The sequence below is a fragment of the Actinophytocola oryzae genome (genome assembly GCF_004364325.1).
In the GTDB taxonomy this organism is placed as follows: Bacteria; Actinomycetota; Actinomycetes; order Mycobacteriales; family Pseudonocardiaceae; genus Actinophytocola; species Actinophytocola oryzae.
Map to the genome: position 1 here is coordinate 479,362 of NZ_SOCP01000003.1, position 19,805 is coordinate 499,166.

Genomic DNA, 19,805 nt, shown 5'->3' on the forward strand with positions numbered 1-19,805 from the left:
TGGGAAGGACAGGTGCGATGCAGTTCGGGATCTTCTCCGTCGGGGACGTCACCACCGACCCGACCACCGGCGTGACGCCGAGTGAGCGGGAGCGGATCAAGGCCATGGTCACGATCGCGCTCAAGGCCGAGGAGGTCGGGCTGGACGTGTTCGCGACCGGCGAGCACCACAACCCGCCGTTCGTGCCGTCCTCACCCACGACCATGCTCGGCTACGTCGCCGCACGCACCGAGCGCCTGATCCTGTCCACCGCGACGACGCTGATCACCACGAACGACCCGGTGAAGATCGCCGAGGACTTCGCGATGCTCCAGCACCTCGCCGACGGCCGCGTGGACCTGATGATGGGCCGGGGCAACACCGGGCCCGTGTATCCGTGGTTCGGCCAGGACATCCGCCAGGGCATCCCGCTGGCGATCGAGAACTACGCGCTGCTGCACGAGCTGTGGCGCAAGGACGTCGTCGACTGGGAGGGCCGGTTCCGCACGCCACTGCAGGGTTTCACGTCGACGCCGAGGCCGCTCGACGGTGTGCCGCCGTTCGTGTGGCACGGCTCGATCCGCAGCCCGGAGATCGCCGAGCAGGCGGCGTACTACGGCGACGGCTTCTTCGCCAACCACATCTTCTGGCCCGCGTCCCACTTCCAGCGGCTGATCGCGCTGTACCGGGAGCGGTTCAGCCACTACGGGCACGGCACGCCGGAGCAGGCGTACGTGGGGCTCGGCGGGCAGGTGTTCATGCGGAAGAACTCGCAGGACGCGGTGGACGAGTTCCGGCCGTACTTCGACAACGCGCCGGTGTACGGGCACGGGCCGTCGCTGGAGGACTTCACGTCGCAGACGCCGCTGACGGTCGGTTCGCCGCAGCAGGTGATCGACAGGACGCTGACGTTCCGGGAGCACTTCGGTGACTACCAGCGCCAGCTGTTCCTGATGGACCACGCGGGTCTGCCGCTGAAGACGGTGCTGGAGCAGCTGGACCACCTGGGTGAGATCGTCCCGGTGCTGCGGGCGGAGTTCGCGGCCCGTCGGGCGCCGGGGGTCGCGGAGGCGCCGACGCACGAGTCGCTGGTGGCGGCGGCGCGGGAGGAGGTGTCGGCATGAGGCTCGTGGTCGTCTCGGCGGGTCTGACACAGCCGTCGTCGACCCGCCTGCTGGCCGACCGGCTCTCGACCGCGGTGGAGGCCCGCGTGGAGGTCGAGGTGCGCGTGGTGGAGCTGCGTGACCTGGCGGTCGACATCGCGAACCACCTGGTGGCGGGTTTCCCGTCACCGAGACTGGGCGAGGCGTTGACGGCCGTGTCGGAGGCGGACGCCCTGATCGCGGCGACGCCGATTTTCACGGCGTCGTACAGCGGGTTGTTCAAGTCGTTCTTCGACCTGGTCGACGCCGAGGCGCTGACCGGCAAGCCGGTGCTGATCGCGGCGACGGGTGGAACGGCGCGTCACTCGCTGGCGCTGGAGCACGCGATGCGGCCGATGTTCGCGTACCTGCACGCGGTGGTCGTGCCGACGGGCGTGTACGCGGCGTCGGCGGACTGGGCGGACGGGGAGCTGGCCACGCGTATCGACCGGGCGGCCGGGGAACTGACCGACCTGCTCCTGCGCAACCCGGCCCGGCACGTCGAGGAGGAGCTGGTTCCGTTCGCCGAGCAGCTGGCCGCGCTACGGAAGAAGCCCTGACCCACGCTCAGCTTGCACGAACTTCACCAGCCGACCGAACGTGGAGTCTCCAACCGACAAGATCACTTGGGGATGCTTCGTGTCCCGGATGGCGTGGAGGTCCGAACGGATCTCCACGCAGTTGTCCGGGTCACTGAACGACGACTTACGCCACGTCATGGTCATGCCCCTTCGATGAGTTGCCTGATAAGGATACGGCTCTCAGTCCTGGAGAACGCAACCTTTTCCAGGCGTTCAATGATCTTGGTGTACCGATCGGCCTCGTGGACGAACACGGCCCCGGAGTCCAGCTCGACGTGGACCACGGGTGGAGTGTGGGGGAAGCGCATCCATTGCCACGAAGACTTCAGCAGAATCTCTGTCTGGTACTGGGGAACAACTCTTACCCCGTATCCGATCTCGTCAGCTTTCAACAGCCGTTCCAGTTGATCACGCCATATGTCGCCTCCACCCCATGGTGTGCGTATCGCCTGCTCGGCGATGAACGCCGCGAACTTCACCCTTCCCAGGATCTGTTGCCGTTGCAGTCGAGCCATCCAACGCGTCTCGACATCGGCCTTGGGCACCGTCGACGACACGATCGATGCCGCCGTCTCACGAGTCTGCAACAGGCCGGGAACGGCACCGAACGCGACGCTGACGATCTCACGGGCTTGTTCCTCGTATGCGGCAAGGGTGCCTACGTCCTGGTGAACGCCGGGGATGGGCCGTTCCCACCACCCGGTTGAACCCGCCGCGAGTTCCGCCAGGATTTCCTCGCGGTGACCTACGGGTAGACCCCATGCGGTCACACACGTCGCGAAATCCCCAACGGTTACTTTGCGTTGCCCTCTCTCCGTGCGGCTTAGCTTGGACGGGTGCCACCCGACGAGTTCGGCGGCCTTCCCGATCGCCAACTTGCAACGCTCCGTGCGTATCGCCCGCAGGCGCATACCCCACATGCGGTCACGCGGTTGCGGGTTCGCATCAGACATACCCGGGATTCCCTTCCTGCGGGAACCCACCCGGTTCCCCGGGAATGAGCGTAGCGTCCGGGACCACGTCCGGCCACTCAGAATGCACCACCCCGAAGGCGATTCGACCATGATCAACCCCAACGAGGCGACGGCTTCACAAATAGGCGCCCTCAGGCAGCTACAAACCGTGGTCAATGAGATAGGTAAACTGACCGCAAAAGTGGTCATGAGCGGCCAGGGCGAATGGATACATCTCTCCGACTCGCTGGAGAATGCCGCTCAACGGTGCCGAAACGAAGGTAGAACGCAGGAAGAGCTTCTGGCATTCGAGCCCAGCGGATTCCCGCGTGACCAGGGCCTGCTAAAGAACGTAGACCCAGTCGAGCCCGTCCTCGCCGTTGCCGTCGAGGTGCTCGGCGCGGCCGAGGCCGGCCCGGATGGCGACATGCTGTGAGGCGACGTTGTCCGGGCGGACGCGGGCAATGACGGAATGGTCCGGCAGCCTCGACGTAGCCCTCCGCACGACCGCCGTCGCCGACTCGGTCGCGATGCCCTGCCCCCAGTAGTCGGGCGCGAAGCGGTAGAAGAGGTTGAGCACCCGCTCGCTGATGTACTTCAACCCGCAGAACCCCAGCGCCACGGCCGAACCCCGACGGCGCACGACCCAGTAGCCGAAGCCGTTGGCGTGCCAGTGCGCGTCCCACCGGTAGAACAGGCCAGTGGCGTCCTCGCGCGTCACGAGCGCGTCCGACGGGTTGTGCTTGCACGCCAACGGGTCGGCGTGGATGGCGAGGATCGCGTCGATGTCGGTCGGCGTCGGTCTGCTCAGCGTCAGCCGCTCGGTCAGCAGTTCCTCGTCGCTCACGTGTCGTCCCGGGCGGCCTTCTCCGCGGCTCGTTTGCGGCGCTTGCCCTCGTGCATGGCCGCGACCCGCGCCACCGGGATCTCGTGCCCCTCCGCGATCAGGTCGGCGGGCAGCCGCTGCGGCTCCGGCAGCGCGTCCGTCCACGGGTCGCCATCGCCCAGCAGTTCCGCCGCGTTGCGGATCGTGAAGTCGCGCGGACCCACGTTCTCCAGTTCGTCCCACGGGACCGGGAACGAAACCGGCGCACCCGGCCGCACCCGAGGGCTGTAGACCGACACCACGGTCGCCCCGCCTGCCCTGGTCGAGTCGATGAAGACCTTCCCGCCCCGGTCCGCCTTGATGTAGGCGGTGGTGGCCACGTCAGGGTCGACGCGTTCGGCTCGCGCGGCGATCGCCCTGGTCGCGGCCGCCATGTCCGGCATCTCGATGTCGTTCGAGATCGGCACGATGACGTGCACGCCCTTCGCGCCGCTCGTCTTCACCACGCCGGTCAGGCCCAGGTCGGTGAGTGCTTCGCGCACCAGCAGCGCGCCCTTCACGGCCGCGCCGAACGAGTCCGAGCCCTCCGGCGGGTCGAGGTCCAGCACCAGGTGTGTGGCCCGGTCGAGCGCGGGCACCCTCGACAGCGTCACGTGGTACTCGACCGCCCGCTGGTTCGCGAACCACACGAGCGAGCGCCGGTCGTCACACAGCGCGTAGTGCACCTCGCGCTGTGACGACTCCGCCCAGTGCGCGTAGGTCCGCAGCCACTCCGGCGCGTACTTCGGCACGTTCTTCTGCATGAACGGTTCCTGCCCGGCACGCACCCGCACCACCGACAGCGGCCGGTCCTTCAGCGCGGGCAGGAGCCGCGTGTGGACCGCGTCGAGGTAGTCGACGAGGTCCCGTTTGGTCGCGTCCGCGCCGTCGAACAGCGGCTGGTCCAGGTTCGTCAGCGGCACATCCGCCCGCGACTCCGTGCTTTTCGCCGAGCCCATGGGCTGCGACTTTAGCCTTCCGGAAGGTACGGTGCCCGCATGTCCCGACCAGGAGGACCGTACCGAGACGAACAGTACCCACCACGACCGAGGCAGTACCCGCCGGACGAGTACCAGCAGGGTTACCCGCCCCGTGGCGGCCATCCCGACCTGCACCGCGGCAACCAGGGGTACGACCAGGGCGGCTACCAGCCCGGCTACGACCAGGGCGGCTACGACGACCGCGGCTACGTCCAGGGCCGTGGCCAGGGCTACGACCAGGGGTACGACCGCGGCGGGTACGACGACCGCGGGTACGACGACCGCGGGTACCGCCAGCCGGCCGCGCGTCAGCCCGCGGAGAGACCCCGGCCCGAGCCGGAGCGTTACGACGACGACGGCGGCCGCGGGTTCCGGATCCCCGGTCTCGGGCTCGTCCTGAGCCTCCTCGGGCTGGTCGTCCAGGTGCTGAGCCTCACCGTGCTGCCGTGGATCTCCGCGGCGGGCGGCACCACCGAGCTGCCCAAGATCTGGAACCTGCTCCGTCACACCGGTGAGAACGGCTTCGGCGGCGCGTACGTGCTGCTGTTCAGCTACCCGCTGGCCGTGCTCGGCGTCCTGCTGTCGCTGGTGGCGGTGATCCAGTCCGTGGCCATGAAGGTCATCTGGGCGATCCTGGCGATCATCGGCGTCGCGGCGCTCGCGCTGCGGTTCGGCTGGGACTCGATCGGCGGCGGCGGGTTCGACTTCTCCCGCAAGGAGATCATCTACGGCGTCATCGCGCTTGCCGTGCTGGTCGTGGTGATCTTCATGCTGCGGATGGCCATGTCGACGTTCCGGATCGTCGGCGGGATCATCCTGCTGGTGTGCGCGGGCGTGCACGTGGCCGCGCTGAACGACATGACGGGCGGCCAGGGCCTCGGGGACCTCGGCATCGGCGCGTACGGCCCGGCGGCGGGCTACGTGCTTGCCGCGCTCGCGGCGTTCATCGGCCCCCGCAAGATCGCGTGAGGACCGCTGTCGTCACCGGCGGCGGCAGCGGGCTCGGCAGGGCGATGGCGGTTCGTCTGGCGACGCGCTACCACGTGGTGGTCGCCGGCCGGACCGCGTCGTCGCTCGACGAGGTCGCCGCCGAGACCGGCGGCACCGCTGTGGTCACCGACGTCCGCTCGCGCGAGTCGGTCACCGCGCTGTTCGACGTGGTCCGCGACCGCTTCGGCCGCCTGGACCTGCTGGTCAACAACGCGGGCCTGTTCGGGCGGGGCGGGCCGATCGCGTCCGTCGACGCCGAGGACTGGCAGGCGGTCGTGGACACCAACCTCAACGGCGCGTTCTGGTGCGCGCAGGCCGCGTTCCGGCTGATGTCCACACAGGAGCCGCGTGGCGGGCGGATCATCAACAACGGCTCCATCTCCGCGCACGCGCCGCGCCCGCACGCCGTGGCCTACACCGCGACCAAGCACGCGATCACGGGTCTCACGAAGGCGCTGTCGCTGGAGGGCCGCGAGTTCGACATCGCGTGCGGGCAGATCGACATCGGCAACGCGGCGACGGACATGACCGCCGCCATGGGCTCGGGGGTGCTGCAGGCCAACGGCAGCACCATGCCGGAGCCGACGATGAACGCCGACGACGTGGCCGACATGGTGCTGCACATGGCCGAGCTACCCCTGACCGCGAACGTGCAGTTCATGACCGTGATGGCCACGAACATGCCCTACATCGGCCGCGGCTAGGCCCCCGCCCAACGCAATGAAGGCGCCCTTCAGTACGCCCACCGTTACGAAGGCGCCCATCGGTACACCCACCGTTACGAAGGCGCCCTTCAGTACGCCCACCGTTACGAAGGCGCCCTTCAGTACACCCACCGTTACGAAGGCGCCCATCGGTACACCCACCGTTACGAAGGCGCCCTTCAGTACACCCACCGTTACGAAGGCGCCCTTCAGTGCGGTCCCGGGTCCGTTGCCCTGGTGCGCCAGTCCGGGACCTCCTCTGCGGACAGGGCGGCCGGGATGATCGCGGCCCGGTCGACCGCGCCGGTCAGTCCCGTTCACCGTCGCGTGTCGGGCGTTCGGTGACGCGTCGGTCACCGTGGTGCCACTGTCCGGGTCCCACGCGACGACGGTCCCGGCCGGAACCGGACACGGTGTCATCGGCTCGATCCGCAAAGCCGCCACTCCCGTCGACCGCCACCCGTCACCGGCTAGCACCGCCTGGATGCTCTGGCGGCTCGCGGTGCCCGCGGCGGGCGTGACGTGGACGGTGTAGGTCCGGGACTGTCCACGCCGGAGGGTCGCAAACGGTTGCGAGGCCGGTTCGACGGTCCAGCCCTCGGGTGCGGTCAGGGCGAGCGTCGCGCCCGGCACGTCCCGGTCGCGGGCCGTGACCGTCACGGTCGCGCCGAACGGGACACCCGCGTCGGCCTGCGGCGGTGCGGCGACGGACACCGACACCCCCGAGGTGGCCACGTAGGTGTGCCCGGCCACGGCCCTGATGGTGATCTCGTTGCCGTGTCGCCGGAACGGCACCCGCTTGCCCGTCCGCTTGTCGACGACCTGGAACAACCCGTCGAACAGCTTGCTGGACACGGTCATCGGCGCCGTCCTCCCGGCAGCCAGCGCGATGCGGGTGGGCACGCCGCCGACCCAGTCGGTGTCGACGGTGACGTCACCGCGTGCCCGCAGCCCCTTGACCGAGCCCGTCGCCCACTCGTCCGGCACGGCGGGCAGCACGTCGACGACGCCGCGCTGGCTCTGCAGCAGCATCTCCGCGACACCGGCCGTCGCGCCGAAGTTGCCGTCGATCTGGAACGGCGGGTGGGTGTCCCACAGGTTGTCCAGGGTGCTGCTCTTGAGCAGTTCCTCCAGCATCGTGTGGGAGTGGTTGCCGTCGAGGAGCCGCGCCCAGAAGTTGATCTTCCAGGCCTTGCTCCAGCCGGTGCCGCCGTCACCGCGTGCGGTGAGTGACACCTTCGCGGCGTTCACCAGTTCCGGGTCCTCCTGCGGGGTGATCTGCCGGCCGGGGTGCAGGGCGAACAGGTGCGACACGTGCCGGTGGTCGTTGTTCGGGTCGTCCCAGTCCTCCTTCCACTCCTGCAGCTGTCCCCAGCTACCGACGCGCAGGCCCGGGTCGAGCCGGTCGAGGTAGCCTCCGATCTCACGCGCGAAGGCCTTGTCCCCCAACGTGGTCGCCGCCTCCGCGGTGTTGGTGAACAGGTCCCACACGATCTCCTGCGACATCGAGGCACCCGCCGAGAACGGCCCCTGCTCCGGCGAGAAGCTGGGGCTGACGACGAGCCTGCCGTCACGCGGGTCCTCGACCAGCTCGTCGAACCAGAAGGTCGCGAGGTCACGCATCATCGGGTAGGCCTCGCGGCGCAGGAAGTCCCTGTCCTGTGTGAACAGGTAGTGCTCGTAGTAGTGCTGGGCGAGCCACGCGCCCGCCTCGGGGAACCAGAACGAGGTCGCCCAGTCGTGCACGCCGGTGAACCCGAACGGGTTGGTCTCGTTGTGCACGACCCAGCCGCGGTTGCCGAACATGTCCCGCGCGGTCTTCCTGCCTGGCGGGACCATGCTGTCGACGTAGTCGAACAGGGGGCCGGCGGTCTCGGCGAGGTTGGTGGTCTCGGCGGGCCAGTAGTTCATCTGGAGGTTGATGTTGACGTGGTAGTCGGCGCTCCAGGGCGGTGAGGTCGTGTTGTTCCAGACCCCCTGGAGGTTCGCGGGCAGCGAGCCCGCGCGGGAGGAGGAGATGAGGAGGTAGCGGCCGTACTGGAAGTACAGGACCTCGAGGGCCTTGCGGGTCGCGGGTGGCGTGGTCGCGTCGCGGTAGGCGCGGAGGAGGTCGTCGGTGGGGAGGTCGGGCATCTGCTGCCCCACGTCGAGGGAGACGCGGTCGAAGAGTCGCCTGTAGTCGGCGGTGTGCGCGGCCTTGAGCGCCTGGAAGGACTTCCGGCCCGCGGCGTCGACCCGGTGGGTGACGCTCCGGTGCGGGTCGGCGCCCCGGTAGGTCGGGTAGGTGAGGGAGTAGTCGGTGCCGGCGGCGAGCACCAGGGTCACGGAGTCGGCGTTCGCGACCGTGACGGTGCCGTCGGCGTTGTCCGTCCGGGTGCCGCCGTCGTTGCGCACGAGCAGCTGCGACTCGAACCGCATGCCGTTGTCGGTGAGGTTGCCTGCGAAGGTGATCCGCCCGTTCCGCGCGGTGACGGCCTTGGACCGGTTGTCCGGCGCGGTGATCGAGGTGGTGAAGCTGACCTTGCCCCGTCGGCCGGCCCCGACCCGCGCGACGATGACGTCGTCGGCGGCGGAGGCGAAGTACTCGCGCGAGAAGGTGACGCCACCGGACTCATAGGACACGCCTGCGACGGACGCGCCGATGTCGAGGCTGCGCCGGTAGCCGGTCACGTCGGCGGGCTCCTCGGGCTGGGTGAGCCGAACGTCGCCGAACGTCTGGTAGCTGCCGAAGCCGGTCTTGGGCTGCCCGAGCACGCCCGCCACCCACTCCGGGGTGACCTGCTGCTCGGCACTGATCCGATCTTGCACCTGGGCGATGGCCCCCGGCCGGGGCTGGTGCCAGTTCCCGAAGTCGTAGCCGGGTGAGCCGGGGCCGCCCGTCCACAGTGTCTTCTCGTTGAACTGCAGCTGTTCGGTGCGGACGCCACCGAAGACGCTCATCCCGAGCGCGCCGTTGCCGATGGGGAGTGACTGGGACTCCCAGTCGGTGGCCGGTTCGTCATACCACAGGGTCATGCCGGAATCGTGCGGTCGCCGGTCCGGGTGGCCCGCGCCCTGAGCAGGTGCGACGGCCGTGAGCAGCGCGGACGTGGCGAGAACCACGACCGCGAGGAGGCAGGACGCTCTTCGCTGAACGCGCATATTCAGTACATCCCTCGCGTAAAGGATCGACACCACGAGGCTAGACATCGGATGTATGAGAGTCCAGTAACCCGCCCGACTGATCCGACCACCCCGCGTGATACCTATGGCCGACCAGCAAGCAGTGGGGGGCACATGGACATGGCGAAACTGACCGAAGTGGCCGAGACGATGCGCAGGTTCGTGGAGACGGCGGCCGCTGCCGACGAGCCGCCACCGGAGAGCGCGGTCCCGACGAACTCGGCGGCGACGAGGATGGCGACGACCGCGAGGCAGAGCTACCAGAAGACCGCGAGGTGGATGCTGGCCGCCTTCGCGGCGGTGGGCATCCTGATCTTCGGCTCGCTGCCGTTCGCCGCGATAGCGGACGTGGAGCTGCGGTGGCCGGAAAGCCTGTGGCTGGTCGGCGGTTTACTCGTGGCGGTGGCGGGGATCGTGGCGGCGGTGATCTCGGTATCGCTGGTCAACGAACCGGAGGACGTCAGCCTGGGCGAGCTGGACTGTGACCTGCGGGGGCTGCAGGAGACCGACGAGAAGGGCTTCCTCTGGGTCGACGAGAAGCCGGTGCTGAAGGTGGGCAGGCTCAGTGCGGCCTGGAACCCGAGGATCGCCGCCAGGATCGAACTGGTGAACATCCTGCACGGCCCCGAGTCGTCGGCACACCTGGGCCCGAACCTGGGGTCGGAACGTCCCGCGTCGGTGACGAACCTGATCCAGAAACTGGGCGAGCTGGAGTCGAGACACGCGAGCCTGGCCCCGCTGGTGGCGAGGCACACGGTGGCGATCGAGTCGTACGAGAAGCGGACGGCGGCGCTGAAGGAGCTGCTGGAGGAGCTACGAAGCCGCATGGGATCCGTCCTGGACACCGAGCTGAACGCGGCGGCCTCGATGCACACGGCGACGGCCGCGAAACTCGACCAGGAACGGGCTTCGCTGACGGTCAAGAAACAGGAGCTGGCCGAGATAGACGACCAGCTGAAGCTGTACCACGACCACCGGGACCTGGTGCTCGCTGAGTCGGGCGTGATGCAACTGCGGGGCACTTTCCGCCTGGCGCGGCGGATCCTGGCTGTCGCGGCGATGCTGACGCTGTTCGGTGGTACGGCCTATGCGCTGTCCCTGCCGGGTGCGAAGAAGGAACCGCAGGCGGTGGCGGCTCCGCAGGTGGCGGCGAGCCCGGCGCCGCCGTACGAAACAGGCCTGCCTGCGAAGGTGGTGGTGCACAAGGGCACCACGGCCGCCACCGACCTCCCGCCGGAATGCGCGGACAGAGAGCTACAGGCGATCTGGATCGGCGACGACCGGGTGCCATCCATCGCGGGGCCGTTCCGGGTCGTCGTGACAGAGGCACCCTGCCGAGGCCAGCTGACGGTCCCCAAGGGAGAAGGCAGCTTCACCCTGGTGAGCTGACCTCGTGAAGGCGTCCTCCGCGTGACGGAGGACGCCTTCACGGCGTTACTCAGCCGCGCTCGATGAGGTGCCCGATCACATCCGGCCCGGGGTGAGCGGTCCCGGACCCGTCCCGCCGCGTGTCCGCCTCCGGCAGCTCCACAGAAGACCCGGTGGAGGACGCCCCGGCGGGCCGGGGTCCGACCCAGGCGAGGACCAACGACCGCTCCCCCTTGAGGAACCGGTGAGTCCGCACCCCGCCCGTGGCCCGCCCCTTCGCCGGGTACAGCTCGAACGGCGTGACCTTCACACTCTGCCCGGTACACGTGACGACCATCGGCTCCCCGTGGTCGTCGTCGTCGGTCCGGACCGCACCGAAGAACACGGCAGACGAACCGGCGGTCAGGTTGATCCCGGCCATCCCACCGCCCTTGACCCCCTGCGGTCGCACCAGCGAGACGCTGTACCGCAGCAACGAAGAGTCGGACGAGACGAACACCAGCTCCTCGGCCCCGTCGACCAGCCACGACGCACCGACGACCTCGTCGCCGTCCTTCAGCGTGATGACCTCGAACTCGTCGGACCGCACCGGCCACTCCGGCGCACACACCTTGACGACCCCGTGCCGAGTCCCCAGCGCGAGCCCCGGCGACCCCTCCGCCCGCTCCCCGAGCGGCGCGATGCCGACGACCTTCTCCCCCTTCTCCAGGGGAACCAGCTCACTGGCCGCCATCCCGCCCCGCAGGGACACCGTCCCGGCCGCCTCCGGCAACACGGGCAACGGCAGCACGTCCGTCTTGAACGCGCGTCCCCGGCTCGTCACCAGCAGGATCTGGCCGCGGGCGGTCGAGTGCACCACCGACGACACCGTGTCGTGCTTGGCACGTCCGCTGCGCTTGCGTGCCTCGGTCGCCTCCTCCGACTCCGCGGCCGTGCGCGCGACGAGCCCGGTCGCGGACAGGATGACCTGACACGGATCGTCGGCGACCTCCAGCGGACCGGCCGGCTTGGATGCGGCCAGCACCTCCTTGAGGTCACCGTCGATCAGCGCCGTGCGCCGCTCACCGCCCAGGTCCTTCGCGACCTTCGCCAGCTCCGAGGACACGAGCCGCTTGAGCACCGACTCGTTCTCGAGGATCTTGGTCAGCTCGGCGATCTCCGACCGCAGCCTGTCCTGCTCCTGCTCCAGTTCCAGCTTGTCGTACCTGGTGAGCCTGCGCAGCGGCGTGTCGAGGATGTAGGTGGCCTGGATCTCGGAGAGCTTGAAGCGCTTCATCAGGCCCTCCTTCGCCGCCGCCGCGTCGTCGCTCGCGCGGATCAGCCGGATCACCTTGTCGATGTCCAGCAACGCGATGAGCAGACCCTCGACGAGGTGCAGCCGCTCCTCGCGCTTGCGGCGGCGGAACCGCGTGCGCCGCGTGACGACGTCGTAGCGGTGCCGCAGGAAGACCTCGAGCAGAGCCTTGAGCCCGAGGGTCCTCGGCTGCCCGTCGACCAGCACCAGGTTGTTGATCCCGAACGACTGCTCCATCGGCGTGAGCCGGTACAGGTCGGCGAGCAGGGCCTGCGGGTTGACGCCGACCTTGCACTCGATCACGACGCGGGTGCCGTTCTCCCGGTCGGTGAGGTCCTTGACGTCCGCGATCCCGGTCAGCCGCTTGGACTTCGTCACCTCGTCGGTGATCTTCTCGATGATCTTCTCGGGCCCCACGGCGTACGGCAGCTCGACGATCGTGATCGCCTGCCTGCCGCGACTGCCCTCCAGCAGCCCGATCTCCACCTTCGCACGCATGCGGACCACACCGCGGCCGGTCTCGTAGGCGCGCCGCACCTCGTCGAGCCCGAGCAACATGCCACCGGTGGGCAGATCGGGCCCCGGCACGAACTCCATGAGCTTGTCGAGCGTCGCGTCCGGGTGGTGGATGAGCCATCGCGCCGCACCGATCACCTCGGCGAGGTTGTGCGGGATCATGTTGGTGGCCATCCCGACCGCGATCCCGGACGTCCCGTTCACCAGCAGGTTCGGGAACGCGGCGGGCAGCACGGACGGCTCGTCGAGCGAACCGTCGTAGTTCGGCCGGAAGTCGACGGTGTCCTCGCCAAGCTCCCCGACGAGCAGCATGGCCTCGTTGGACAGCCGGGACTCGGTGTTGTGGTTGACGAACCCACCGGCGAGGAACGAGTGGTCGTCGGACTCGACCCGCACCGAGTACACCTCGGCAGGCTCACCGGCCTCGACCGAGGCGACCTCCTCGAAGCGATAGCCGGAGTCCATCACGGGCAGGACGGTGGCGAGGATCTCCGGGTCCTCGATCCGGTCGATGATCCGCAGCCGCTCGGTCTCCCACCGCTCCACCCGGTCGAAGTCGTGCTGCGTCAACCAGTCGCGGCCATGGCGTTCGGGGTCGAGTGCGGATCGCACGAAGTCGGCGACGAAGGGCACCCTGTCCTGGCTCAGCCCGTGCGACTCCGAACGATCGAGGAGCTGGTCCATCTCGGCCTGCCCGGTGGGCGGGAACCCGACACGCTCCACATACGCCCGCACGTTCCGCGGGCCCGACACCACGAGGCGGTGCTCGACCGACCCGGCCGCGTCCGTGTGGTTCCGGTGCGTGGCGACGACTCCGAACTCGGCCAGCAGTTCCTGCACCTCGGCGGCCAGCCGCGCGCTGTACGTCGTGTAGCGGACGGTGACCCCGTCGAGCGCCGGGCGAGGCCCGCCGCCTCCTTCGAACAACGCCATCAGGAAGGCCCGCTTGACGCCCCACCCGGACGACCACACGACCTCCGGGACGAACCTGTCCCGGGCCTCGCGGGCGCTGACCTCGCCGAGCACGCACTCCCGCGCGGTCGGGATCACCTGCATCCAGGCGTTCCTGGCGACGCACACGGTCATCCCGGGTCGAAGCTCGTCCAGCCGCCGCCACTGGAATACCGGCACCCCCATCGGGGCCTCGAGGCACAGCACGAGGTGGTTCTCACTGCCCCGCAGCGAGTAACCCGACTTCGAGGTCAAGCGCAGCGTCGGGTGCACACCCGAGTTGAACACCTTGTTGACGCGAACGGCCTTGCCGTCCTTGTCGAGCACCTCGAAGTCCGCGTCGGCCTCCGAGTCCGGCGGCAGGTCGACCACGTCGGCGATGCGCGGACTGGAGCCGTCGGCCAGGCGGATCCGAGTGTCACCGACCACGCAGTAGCGGCTCGCGGCCGGTCCGTCGTCCGGGGACCCGAAGTTGCCGTGTCCGTCCACCAGTGGCGCGTTCATCGAGAAGTCCTGCGCCAGGCGGACCATCGCGTCGTAGATCGCGGTGTCGCCGTGTGGGTGGTACTTGCCCATCACGTCGCCGACCACGCGGGAGGACTTCACGTACGCGTGCGTCGGCCGGTAGCCGTTCTCGTTCATCGAGTACAGGATGCGGCGGTGGACCGGTTTGAGGCCGTCCCGGGCGTCGGGCAGTGCGCGGGAGTGGATCACCGAGTACGCGTACTCCAGGTAGGAGTCCTCGATCTCGGTCTTCAGCGGGGTCTCGAAGACCTGCGCGCCCGCGCTGTCGAACGCGGACGGGTCGACCCGGGTCGTGGGTGCCTTGCGGCGTGCCATGTTCTTCTGTCCCCTAGATGTCGATCGCCGACGTGTCTACCCGCTCGGACGACTCGACGAGCCAGTTCCGCCTCGGTTCGACCTTCTCGCCCATCAGCAGCTCCAGCGCCGCCTCGGCCGCCTCCGCGTCGTCGAGCGTGATGCGGCGCACCGAGCGCGAGGCCGGGTTCATCGTGGTGTCCCACAGCTCCTCGGCATCCATCTCGCCGAGGCCCTTGAACCGGGGCACCGGCGTGACGACGGTCTTGCCCGCCTTCTCCAGCGCGGCGACCTTGGTCTCCATCTCACGCTGCGTGAACGTGAAGTGGGTCTCCGGGTTGCGCCCCCTGGTGGTGATCTTGTGCAGCGGCGGCATGGCGGCGAAGAGCCTCCCGTCCTCGATCACCGGCCGCATGTACCGCGCGAACAGCGTGATCAGCAGCGTCCGGATGTGCGACCCGTCGACGTCCGCGTCCGCCATCAGGATGACCCGCCCGTACCGCATGGTCGACAGGTCGAACGTGCGCCCCGTCCCGGCCCCGAGCACCTGCACGATCGACGCGATCTCCACGTTCCGCAACGTGTCGGCGAGACTCGCCTTCTGGACGTTGAGAATCTTGCCGCGCAGGGGAAGCAGCGCCTGGTACTCGGACACGCGGGCGAGCCGGGCGCTGTTGTGCACGAAGACGCCGGCCTCGAGTGCGAAGTTGTGGTAACCGTCGACAGTGAGGTCGTACACGTCGGCGGACTCGTCGAGAGCCTCCACGGACACGACTGCGTGGTTGACCAGGCTCGCCGCCTCACGGAGCCGCGTGTAGTCACCCTCGTAGTGCGCGAGCAGCCGGTCGAACCTGAGTCCGGTCCGGGCGGTGCGCAACCGCTCGGAGTCATGGGCTGAGCCCAGTTCGCTGTCGGACAACGAGAGCAGCGTCGAAATCCGCTTGAGCGCGGCGATCCGCCTGCCGTCCTGCTGTCGCGCGACACGTGTCACGCGAGGCACGGACTCGACGTACCTGCGCCGCCCTGCCTGCGCCTTCGCGAGATGTCCCGTGGACGGGTCACTCATGCTGACCTTCATGCGCACCGAGTGCTCCGCGCCGAACTCGGGGTTGTTCCGGTGCCAGGCCAGGACCGCGGTGCGCTGCCGCTCGCGCTCGGCGGGATCCGCGAACTGTGCGACCGTCGTCTGTCGCCGCCACTCGAGGAGTGCCTCGTCCTGCCACTGCTCGCTGCGTGGGTCGTTGTTGCGCTTGTCGACGTCGACGTGGTGCCGGACGATGCCGTTGTCGGCAGTGTCGAGTCCGTGCCGCAGGTTGTACCCGTCCGCGAGGTAGTGGGAGTAGACCCATTCCTCCCGGTCGTTCATCCACACTCGCTCGTACCCGTCGAGCTTGTCACCCGCGGTCCGGGCCGAGACCGAGCGGTACAGCGGCATCAGGGAGTCACCCTGCGCCAGCTCGTCCGCCCGGCGGTAGGAACCGTCGCGGAGGCGGAACAGGTGGTCCGGGGTGCAGCGCACCGACTCGCCGTTGTCCAGCGTGACCCGCACGAGCGGGGCGTCCCGCTTGGTCAGCCGGGGCTCCACCAGCGGCGCCAGCACGACGCGACCGGCCTTGTTGGTCGTGTAACCGAAGTGCGTGATCCCCTTCGCCCCGTCGGCGGCGAGGTCGGCGAAGGAACGGCTCTCCCCTGAGGCGAGCGCGACCATCGTGTCGCCGGTGAAGCAGCCGAGGGCGCTGTCGCCCTCCACGAGAAAGAGCTCGCTGCGGTTGATGCCCGTCGAGCGGCAGTCGACCAGTTTCGGGGGCATTGCCGCGCCTTCCAGCGCGGTCTTGCGGCGGGCGGCGTCCTTCTGCTGTTTCTGGGTCAGGCGGACGCGGGAGGCGTCGACGACCTTCTGCAGAACGGTCTTGGCCTCGGTCTTGGTCTTGCGGTTCTCGGTCCAGGCGCGGATCTCTGCATCCACGATGGACTGGAGGACCTTGGTGATGCCGGCCGTCGACAGCTCGTCCTTGGTCTGGGACGTGAACTGGGGCTCGGGAAGCTTCACGTGCACGACCGCGGTCATCCCCTCCTCGACGTCGTCGACGGTCGGGGGGTCCTCCTTGGGCTTCAGCAGTCCACGAGTCTTCGCGATGGCCTCCTGTACGGCCTTCACGACGGCGCGGTCGAAGCCCCGCCGGTGGGTGCCGCCGTGCACGTTGCGGATCGTGTTCGTGAAGCACTCGATCGTGCGTTCGTAGCCGGTGCCCCAGCGCATGGCGACCTCGACCTCGGCCACGCGCTCCACTTTGGACTGCATGACGCCGTTCTCGTCGGCGGCGTTCTCGCGGTAGGTGCCCGTGCCGTTGATCATGATCATGCCGGACACCGGTTTCTCGCTGGCCGGCGCCAGGAACTCGACCATGTCGGCGAGTCCGTTGGGGTAGTGGAAGATCTCCTCGTCGATGGCGCCTTCGAGCGTGTTGCGCAACACGTAGGTGACACCCGGCACGAGGAACGCCGTATGACGCAGCTTGGCCCGCACGGCCTCGACGTCCAGGGTCGCGTTGTTCTCGAAGTACCTGGCGTCGTACCAGTAGCGGATGGAGGTGCCGCTCGGCTCGCCGCGCTTCATCCGGCGCACCACGTTGAGGCCGGAGCGCTTGGTGAACTTCGCCTTGGGTCCGCTGTCGGCGAACTCGCCCGGCACGCCGTGCGCGAACGACATCTGGTGGACCTTGCCGTCCTGCTTGACGGTGACGTCGAAGCGGTGCGACAGCGCGTTGACCGCCGACGCGCCGACGCCGTGCAGGCCGCCGGAGGTCTTGTAGCCCGAGCCGCCGAACTTGCCGCCCGCGTGGAGGCGCGTCAACACCAGCTCGACCCCGGACAGGCCGGACTTCGTGTGCACCCCCGTGGGGATGCCGCGTCCGTCGTCGTCGACCTGGACGCTGCTGTCCGCGTGCAGCGTCACGACGACGCGGGTCGCGTGGCCCGCGATGCCCTCGTCGGTCGAGTTGTCGACGACCTCGTTGAACAGGTGGTTGATGCCTCGGCTGTCCGTCGAGCCGATGTACATCCCCGGACGTTTCCGCACCGCCTCGAGGCCCTCGAGGTGGGTCAGATCGTCGGCGCCGTAAAAGGTTCCCGCAGTCACTTCTGGTCGTCTCCCGATTCATGGCGCGCCCGTGCTCAGGCGGCCACCACCGTAGAGAGCCTATCCGCTACCCCTGACAACCCCCGGCATTCGCTCCCCAAGAACCCGATGCCGCAGGTCCGACCAACTTCCCGCGAGGTGGGCGGTGATGTTCTGTAGCGGGGCGTCCGCGAACTCTCCTGCCTGGTCATGGCCGTGCCGCCCGCCCCGACACCCCGTCGGTCGCGGTCGACAGCGGCCCCAGCATACCCGCGAACGATCCGGTTACGACGACGTCTCCTCGATCACAGCGCCGCGCCGGACCGCGAATGTCCGTCCACTGTGGCTGGCCACCACACGATCAGGTGAGCCCGTTTGGCCCTCCCGGCCTCCGACTGTATGGTGAACACATGTTCGTTTCAACGCATCCCGGACCATGTCCCGACAACCTGCACGCATCCGCCACCGCGACTGGTGGGGTTGCGGATGTCCTTGCTGCCCAACCATTTCCCGACGACTCGGACACCAGACGACCTGGACGCACCCCTGAGTCACCTCCCTGACCTCGCGAGTGACATCGCGGCCTTTCGCGCGGCACCCGTCTGCCCTCGGCACGACCGTCGGTGGCGGCCGACCGGCCTGGGCTCGCGGGGCCACGGACGCAGATCCAGTGCGGGCCCCCGGCTGATCTGCGTGGTGCGTTCGGCATGTCGCACCCCGGTGCGGCGGCGGTCGCGGTTCAGCGGTTCCCGCACGAACTCGACCGTCGACCGCGGCCTTCGGCGAGGCCTCGGGCGGCGACGGGATGGGGGAACCTCGTCAGGCCGGTTGGTGGTTCGTGCCCTCGCGGGCGGTTTCCGGCACCCGGTCGAAGCGGACCTCGTCGTCCACCGGGCCTCGGCGGAGCATCAGGACGTCCTTCGGGTAGTTCTGATGCAGGCGCCACGGGGCGGCGGAGCCCTGTTTCGGCAGGGTGTCCAGGCTGCGCAGGACGTAGCCCGACATGAGGTTGATGATCGGCTCCGTGTCGGTGCCCGGGTCGGCGGGTACCGGGGTCACCACCTGGTAGCCGTGGGCCGCCATGTGGTTGAGCAGTCTGCAGACGTAGGTCGCCACCAGGTCGGCCTTGAGGGTCCAGGAGGCATTCGTGTAGCCGATGGTCAGGGCGAAGTTGGGGACGCCGGAGAGCATCATTCCCTTGTACGCCAGCGTGTCGCCGAGGGCGATCGCGGTGCCGTCCACCGTGAGGGTCATGCCGCCCACGGCCTGGACGTTCAGGCCCGTGGCCGTGACCACGAGGTCGGCGTCGACCTGCTCGCCGGTCGTCATGCGCAGGCCGGCGGGGGTGAAGCGGTCGATCTCGCCCGTCACGATGGTCGCCCGGCCCTTGCGGAGCGCGGTGAACAGGTCGCCGTCGGGGACGAAGCACATCCTCTGGTCCCAGGGGGCGTACTTGGGGGCGAAGTGGGTGTCGACGTCGTAGCCCGCCGGGGTCTGGCTCAGGACTCCCTTGCGTATCAGGGTTCTCATGAGCCTGGGTGCGTGTCGGGAGAGCTGGTACGCGAGCATCTGGGTCAGGACGTTCTTCCACCGCAGTGCCGGGTAGAGAACCCTGTCCGGGACTCGGCCCTGGAGCTTCTCGGCGAGGATGTCCTTGCCCGGCAACGTCATCACGTAGCTGGGTGAGCGCTGGACCATGGTCACGTGCGCGGCGGTGTCGGCCATGGCCGGAACCAGGGTTACGGCCGTCGCGCCGCTGCCGATCACTGCTATGCGCTTGTCGGTGTAGTCGAGGTCGGCGGGCCAGTGCTGGGGGTGCACGACCTGGCCCTCGAAGTCCTCCGCGCCGGGGATCGTGGGTGTGTAGCCCTTGTCGTAGCGGTAGTAACCGGAGCAGACATACAGGAAGGAGCATGTCAGGGTCACGACCGAGGCGGTGTCGGTGCGGTTCGCGGTCACCGTCCACCTGGCGTCCGAGCTGGACCAGGACGCCGTGGTCACCGTGTGGTGAAAGCGGATTCGGCGATCCACGTCGTACTTCCGCGACGTGCGGCGGACGTACTCGCGGATCGACGTGCCGTCGGCGATCGCCTTCGGGTCCGTCCACGGGTTGAACTGGTAGCCGAGGGTGAACATGTCCGAGTCGGAGCGGACGCCCGGGTAGCGGAACAGGTCCCAGGTGCCGCCTATGGCGTCTCTCGCCTCCAGGATCGTGAACGTCCTGTCCGGGCATTGGGTTCGCAGGTGACACGCGGCGCCGATACCGGAGAGGCCGGCGCCCACGATCAGCACATCCACGTGCTCCATGGTCGTGCACGTTACCTGGCGGTACCGGATTGACGGTCAAAGCTAAGTACATTAGCTTTGTGGCTATGCAAGGTAG

Annotated in this window: 12 protein-coding genes and 3 pseudogenes; 5 read left to right on the plus strand and 10 right to left on the minus strand. The window is 68.6% G+C overall.

Annotated elements, in window-relative coordinates; translation table 11 throughout:
• Nucleotides 1-17 precede the first annotated feature (17 nt).
• Both CLV71_RS09615 and CLV71_RS09620 read left to right on the plus strand, forming a co-directional pair.
• Complete coding sequence (locus tag CLV71_RS09615; protein ID WP_133902286.1) at nucleotides 18-1,103, plus strand: LLM class flavin-dependent oxidoreductase; 1,086 nt, start codon at nucleotides 18-20, stop codon at nucleotides 1,101-1,103.
• A complete protein-coding gene (locus tag CLV71_RS09620; RefSeq protein WP_133902287.1) occupies nucleotides 1,100-1,681 on the plus strand; it encodes a CE1759 family FMN reductase in 582 nt (193 codons plus the stop codon). Before CLV71_RS09615 ends, CLV71_RS09620 begins: the two co-directional genes overlap by 4 nt.
• Here the strand turns inward: CLV71_RS09620 and CLV71_RS09625 are convergent.
• The 4 genes from CLV71_RS09625 to CLV71_RS09640 all read right to left on the minus strand — a co-directional run bounded on the left by CLV71_RS09625 (nucleotide 1,664) and on the right by CLV71_RS09640 (nucleotide 4,479).
• Nucleotides 1,664-1,846: a DUF397 domain-containing protein gene (locus CLV71_RS09625; RefSeq protein WP_133902288.1), complete on the minus strand. Its 183-nt coding sequence runs from the start codon at nucleotides 1,844-1,846 to the stop codon at nucleotides 1,664-1,666. The genes CLV71_RS09620 and CLV71_RS09625 overlap by 18 nt on opposite strands.
• Nucleotides 1,843-2,865: a Scr1 family TA system antitoxin-like transcriptional regulator gene (locus tag CLV71_RS09630; protein ID WP_133902289.1), complete on the minus strand. Its 1,023-nt coding sequence runs from the start codon at nucleotides 2,863-2,865 to the stop codon at nucleotides 1,843-1,845. Before CLV71_RS09630 ends, CLV71_RS09625 begins: the two co-directional genes overlap by 4 nt.
• Before the next feature lie 133 nt (nucleotides 2,866-2,998).
• Nucleotides 2,999-3,502: a GNAT family N-acetyltransferase gene (locus tag CLV71_RS09635; protein ID WP_133902290.1), complete on the minus strand. Its 504-nt coding sequence runs from the start codon at nucleotides 3,500-3,502 to the stop codon at nucleotides 2,999-3,001.
• Nucleotides 3,499-4,479, minus strand: a complete 981-nt coding sequence (locus CLV71_RS09640) for a DNA polymerase domain-containing protein (RefSeq protein ID WP_133902291.1) — start codon at nucleotides 4,477-4,479, stop codon at nucleotides 3,499-3,501. Before CLV71_RS09640 ends, CLV71_RS09635 begins: the two co-directional genes overlap by 4 nt.
• Before the next feature lie 39 nt (nucleotides 4,480-4,518).
• Between CLV71_RS09640 and CLV71_RS50110 the strand changes: the two genes are divergently transcribed.
• Together CLV71_RS50110 and CLV71_RS09650 are read left to right on the plus strand one after the other, a co-directional pair.
• Nucleotides 4,519-5,469, plus strand: a complete 951-nt coding sequence (locus CLV71_RS50110) for a hypothetical protein (RefSeq protein ID WP_279588720.1) — start codon at nucleotides 4,519-4,521, stop codon at nucleotides 5,467-5,469.
• Nucleotides 5,466-6,194 carry an SDR family oxidoreductase gene (locus CLV71_RS09650; protein ID WP_208297487.1) on the plus strand — a complete coding sequence of 243 codons (729 nt, stop codon included), beginning with the start codon at nucleotides 5,466-5,468 and terminating at the stop codon, nucleotides 6,192-6,194. Before CLV71_RS50110 ends, CLV71_RS09650 begins: the two co-directional genes overlap by 4 nt.
• Here the strand turns inward: CLV71_RS09650 and CLV71_RS09655 are convergent.
• Complete coding sequence (locus CLV71_RS09655; RefSeq protein WP_243866325.1) at nucleotides 6,123-9,209, minus strand: glycosyl hydrolase family 95 catalytic domain-containing protein; 3,087 nt, start codon at nucleotides 9,207-9,209, stop codon at nucleotides 6,123-6,125. The two genes, CLV71_RS09650 and CLV71_RS09655, sit on opposite strands and share 72 nt — an antisense overlap.
• Nucleotides 9,210-9,470: 261 nt before the next feature.
• Between CLV71_RS09655 and CLV71_RS09660 the strand changes: the two genes are divergently transcribed.
• Entirely contained in the window at nucleotides 9,471-10,745 is a 1,275-nt protein-coding gene (locus CLV71_RS09660) for a hypothetical protein (protein WP_133902292.1), read from the plus strand.
• Between the two features lie 49 nt (nucleotides 10,746-10,794).
• On the opposite strand, the pseudogene CLV71_RS50405 reads toward CLV71_RS09660, so the two are convergent.
• The 5 genes and pseudogenes from CLV71_RS50405 to CLV71_RS09675 form a co-directional block, all read right to left on the minus strand.
• Nucleotides 10,795-12,873: pseudogene (locus CLV71_RS50405) on the minus strand (DNA gyrase subunit A); the annotation flags it as partial.
• Nucleotides 12,874-13,254: 381 nt separating this feature from the next.
• Nucleotides 13,255-13,914: pseudogene (locus tag CLV71_RS50410) on the minus strand (LAGLIDADG family homing endonuclease); the annotation flags it as partial.
• Between the two features lie 3 nt (nucleotides 13,915-13,917).
• Nucleotides 13,918-14,325 (minus strand): annotated as a pseudogene (locus CLV71_RS50415) (DNA gyrase subunit A); the annotation flags it as partial.
• Between the two features lie 13 nt (nucleotides 14,326-14,338).
• Nucleotides 14,339-17,443, minus strand: a complete 3,105-nt coding sequence (locus CLV71_RS09670; protein WP_133902294.1) for an ATP-binding protein — start codon at nucleotides 17,441-17,443, stop codon at nucleotides 14,339-14,341.
• Nucleotides 17,444-18,241: 798 nt separating this feature from the next.
• On the minus strand, nucleotides 18,242-19,729 hold the full coding sequence (locus CLV71_RS09675) for a flavin-containing monooxygenase (protein WP_133902295.1): 1,488 nt from the start codon (nucleotides 19,727-19,729) through the stop codon (nucleotides 18,242-18,244).
• Nucleotides 19,730-19,805 lie beyond the last annotated feature (76 nt).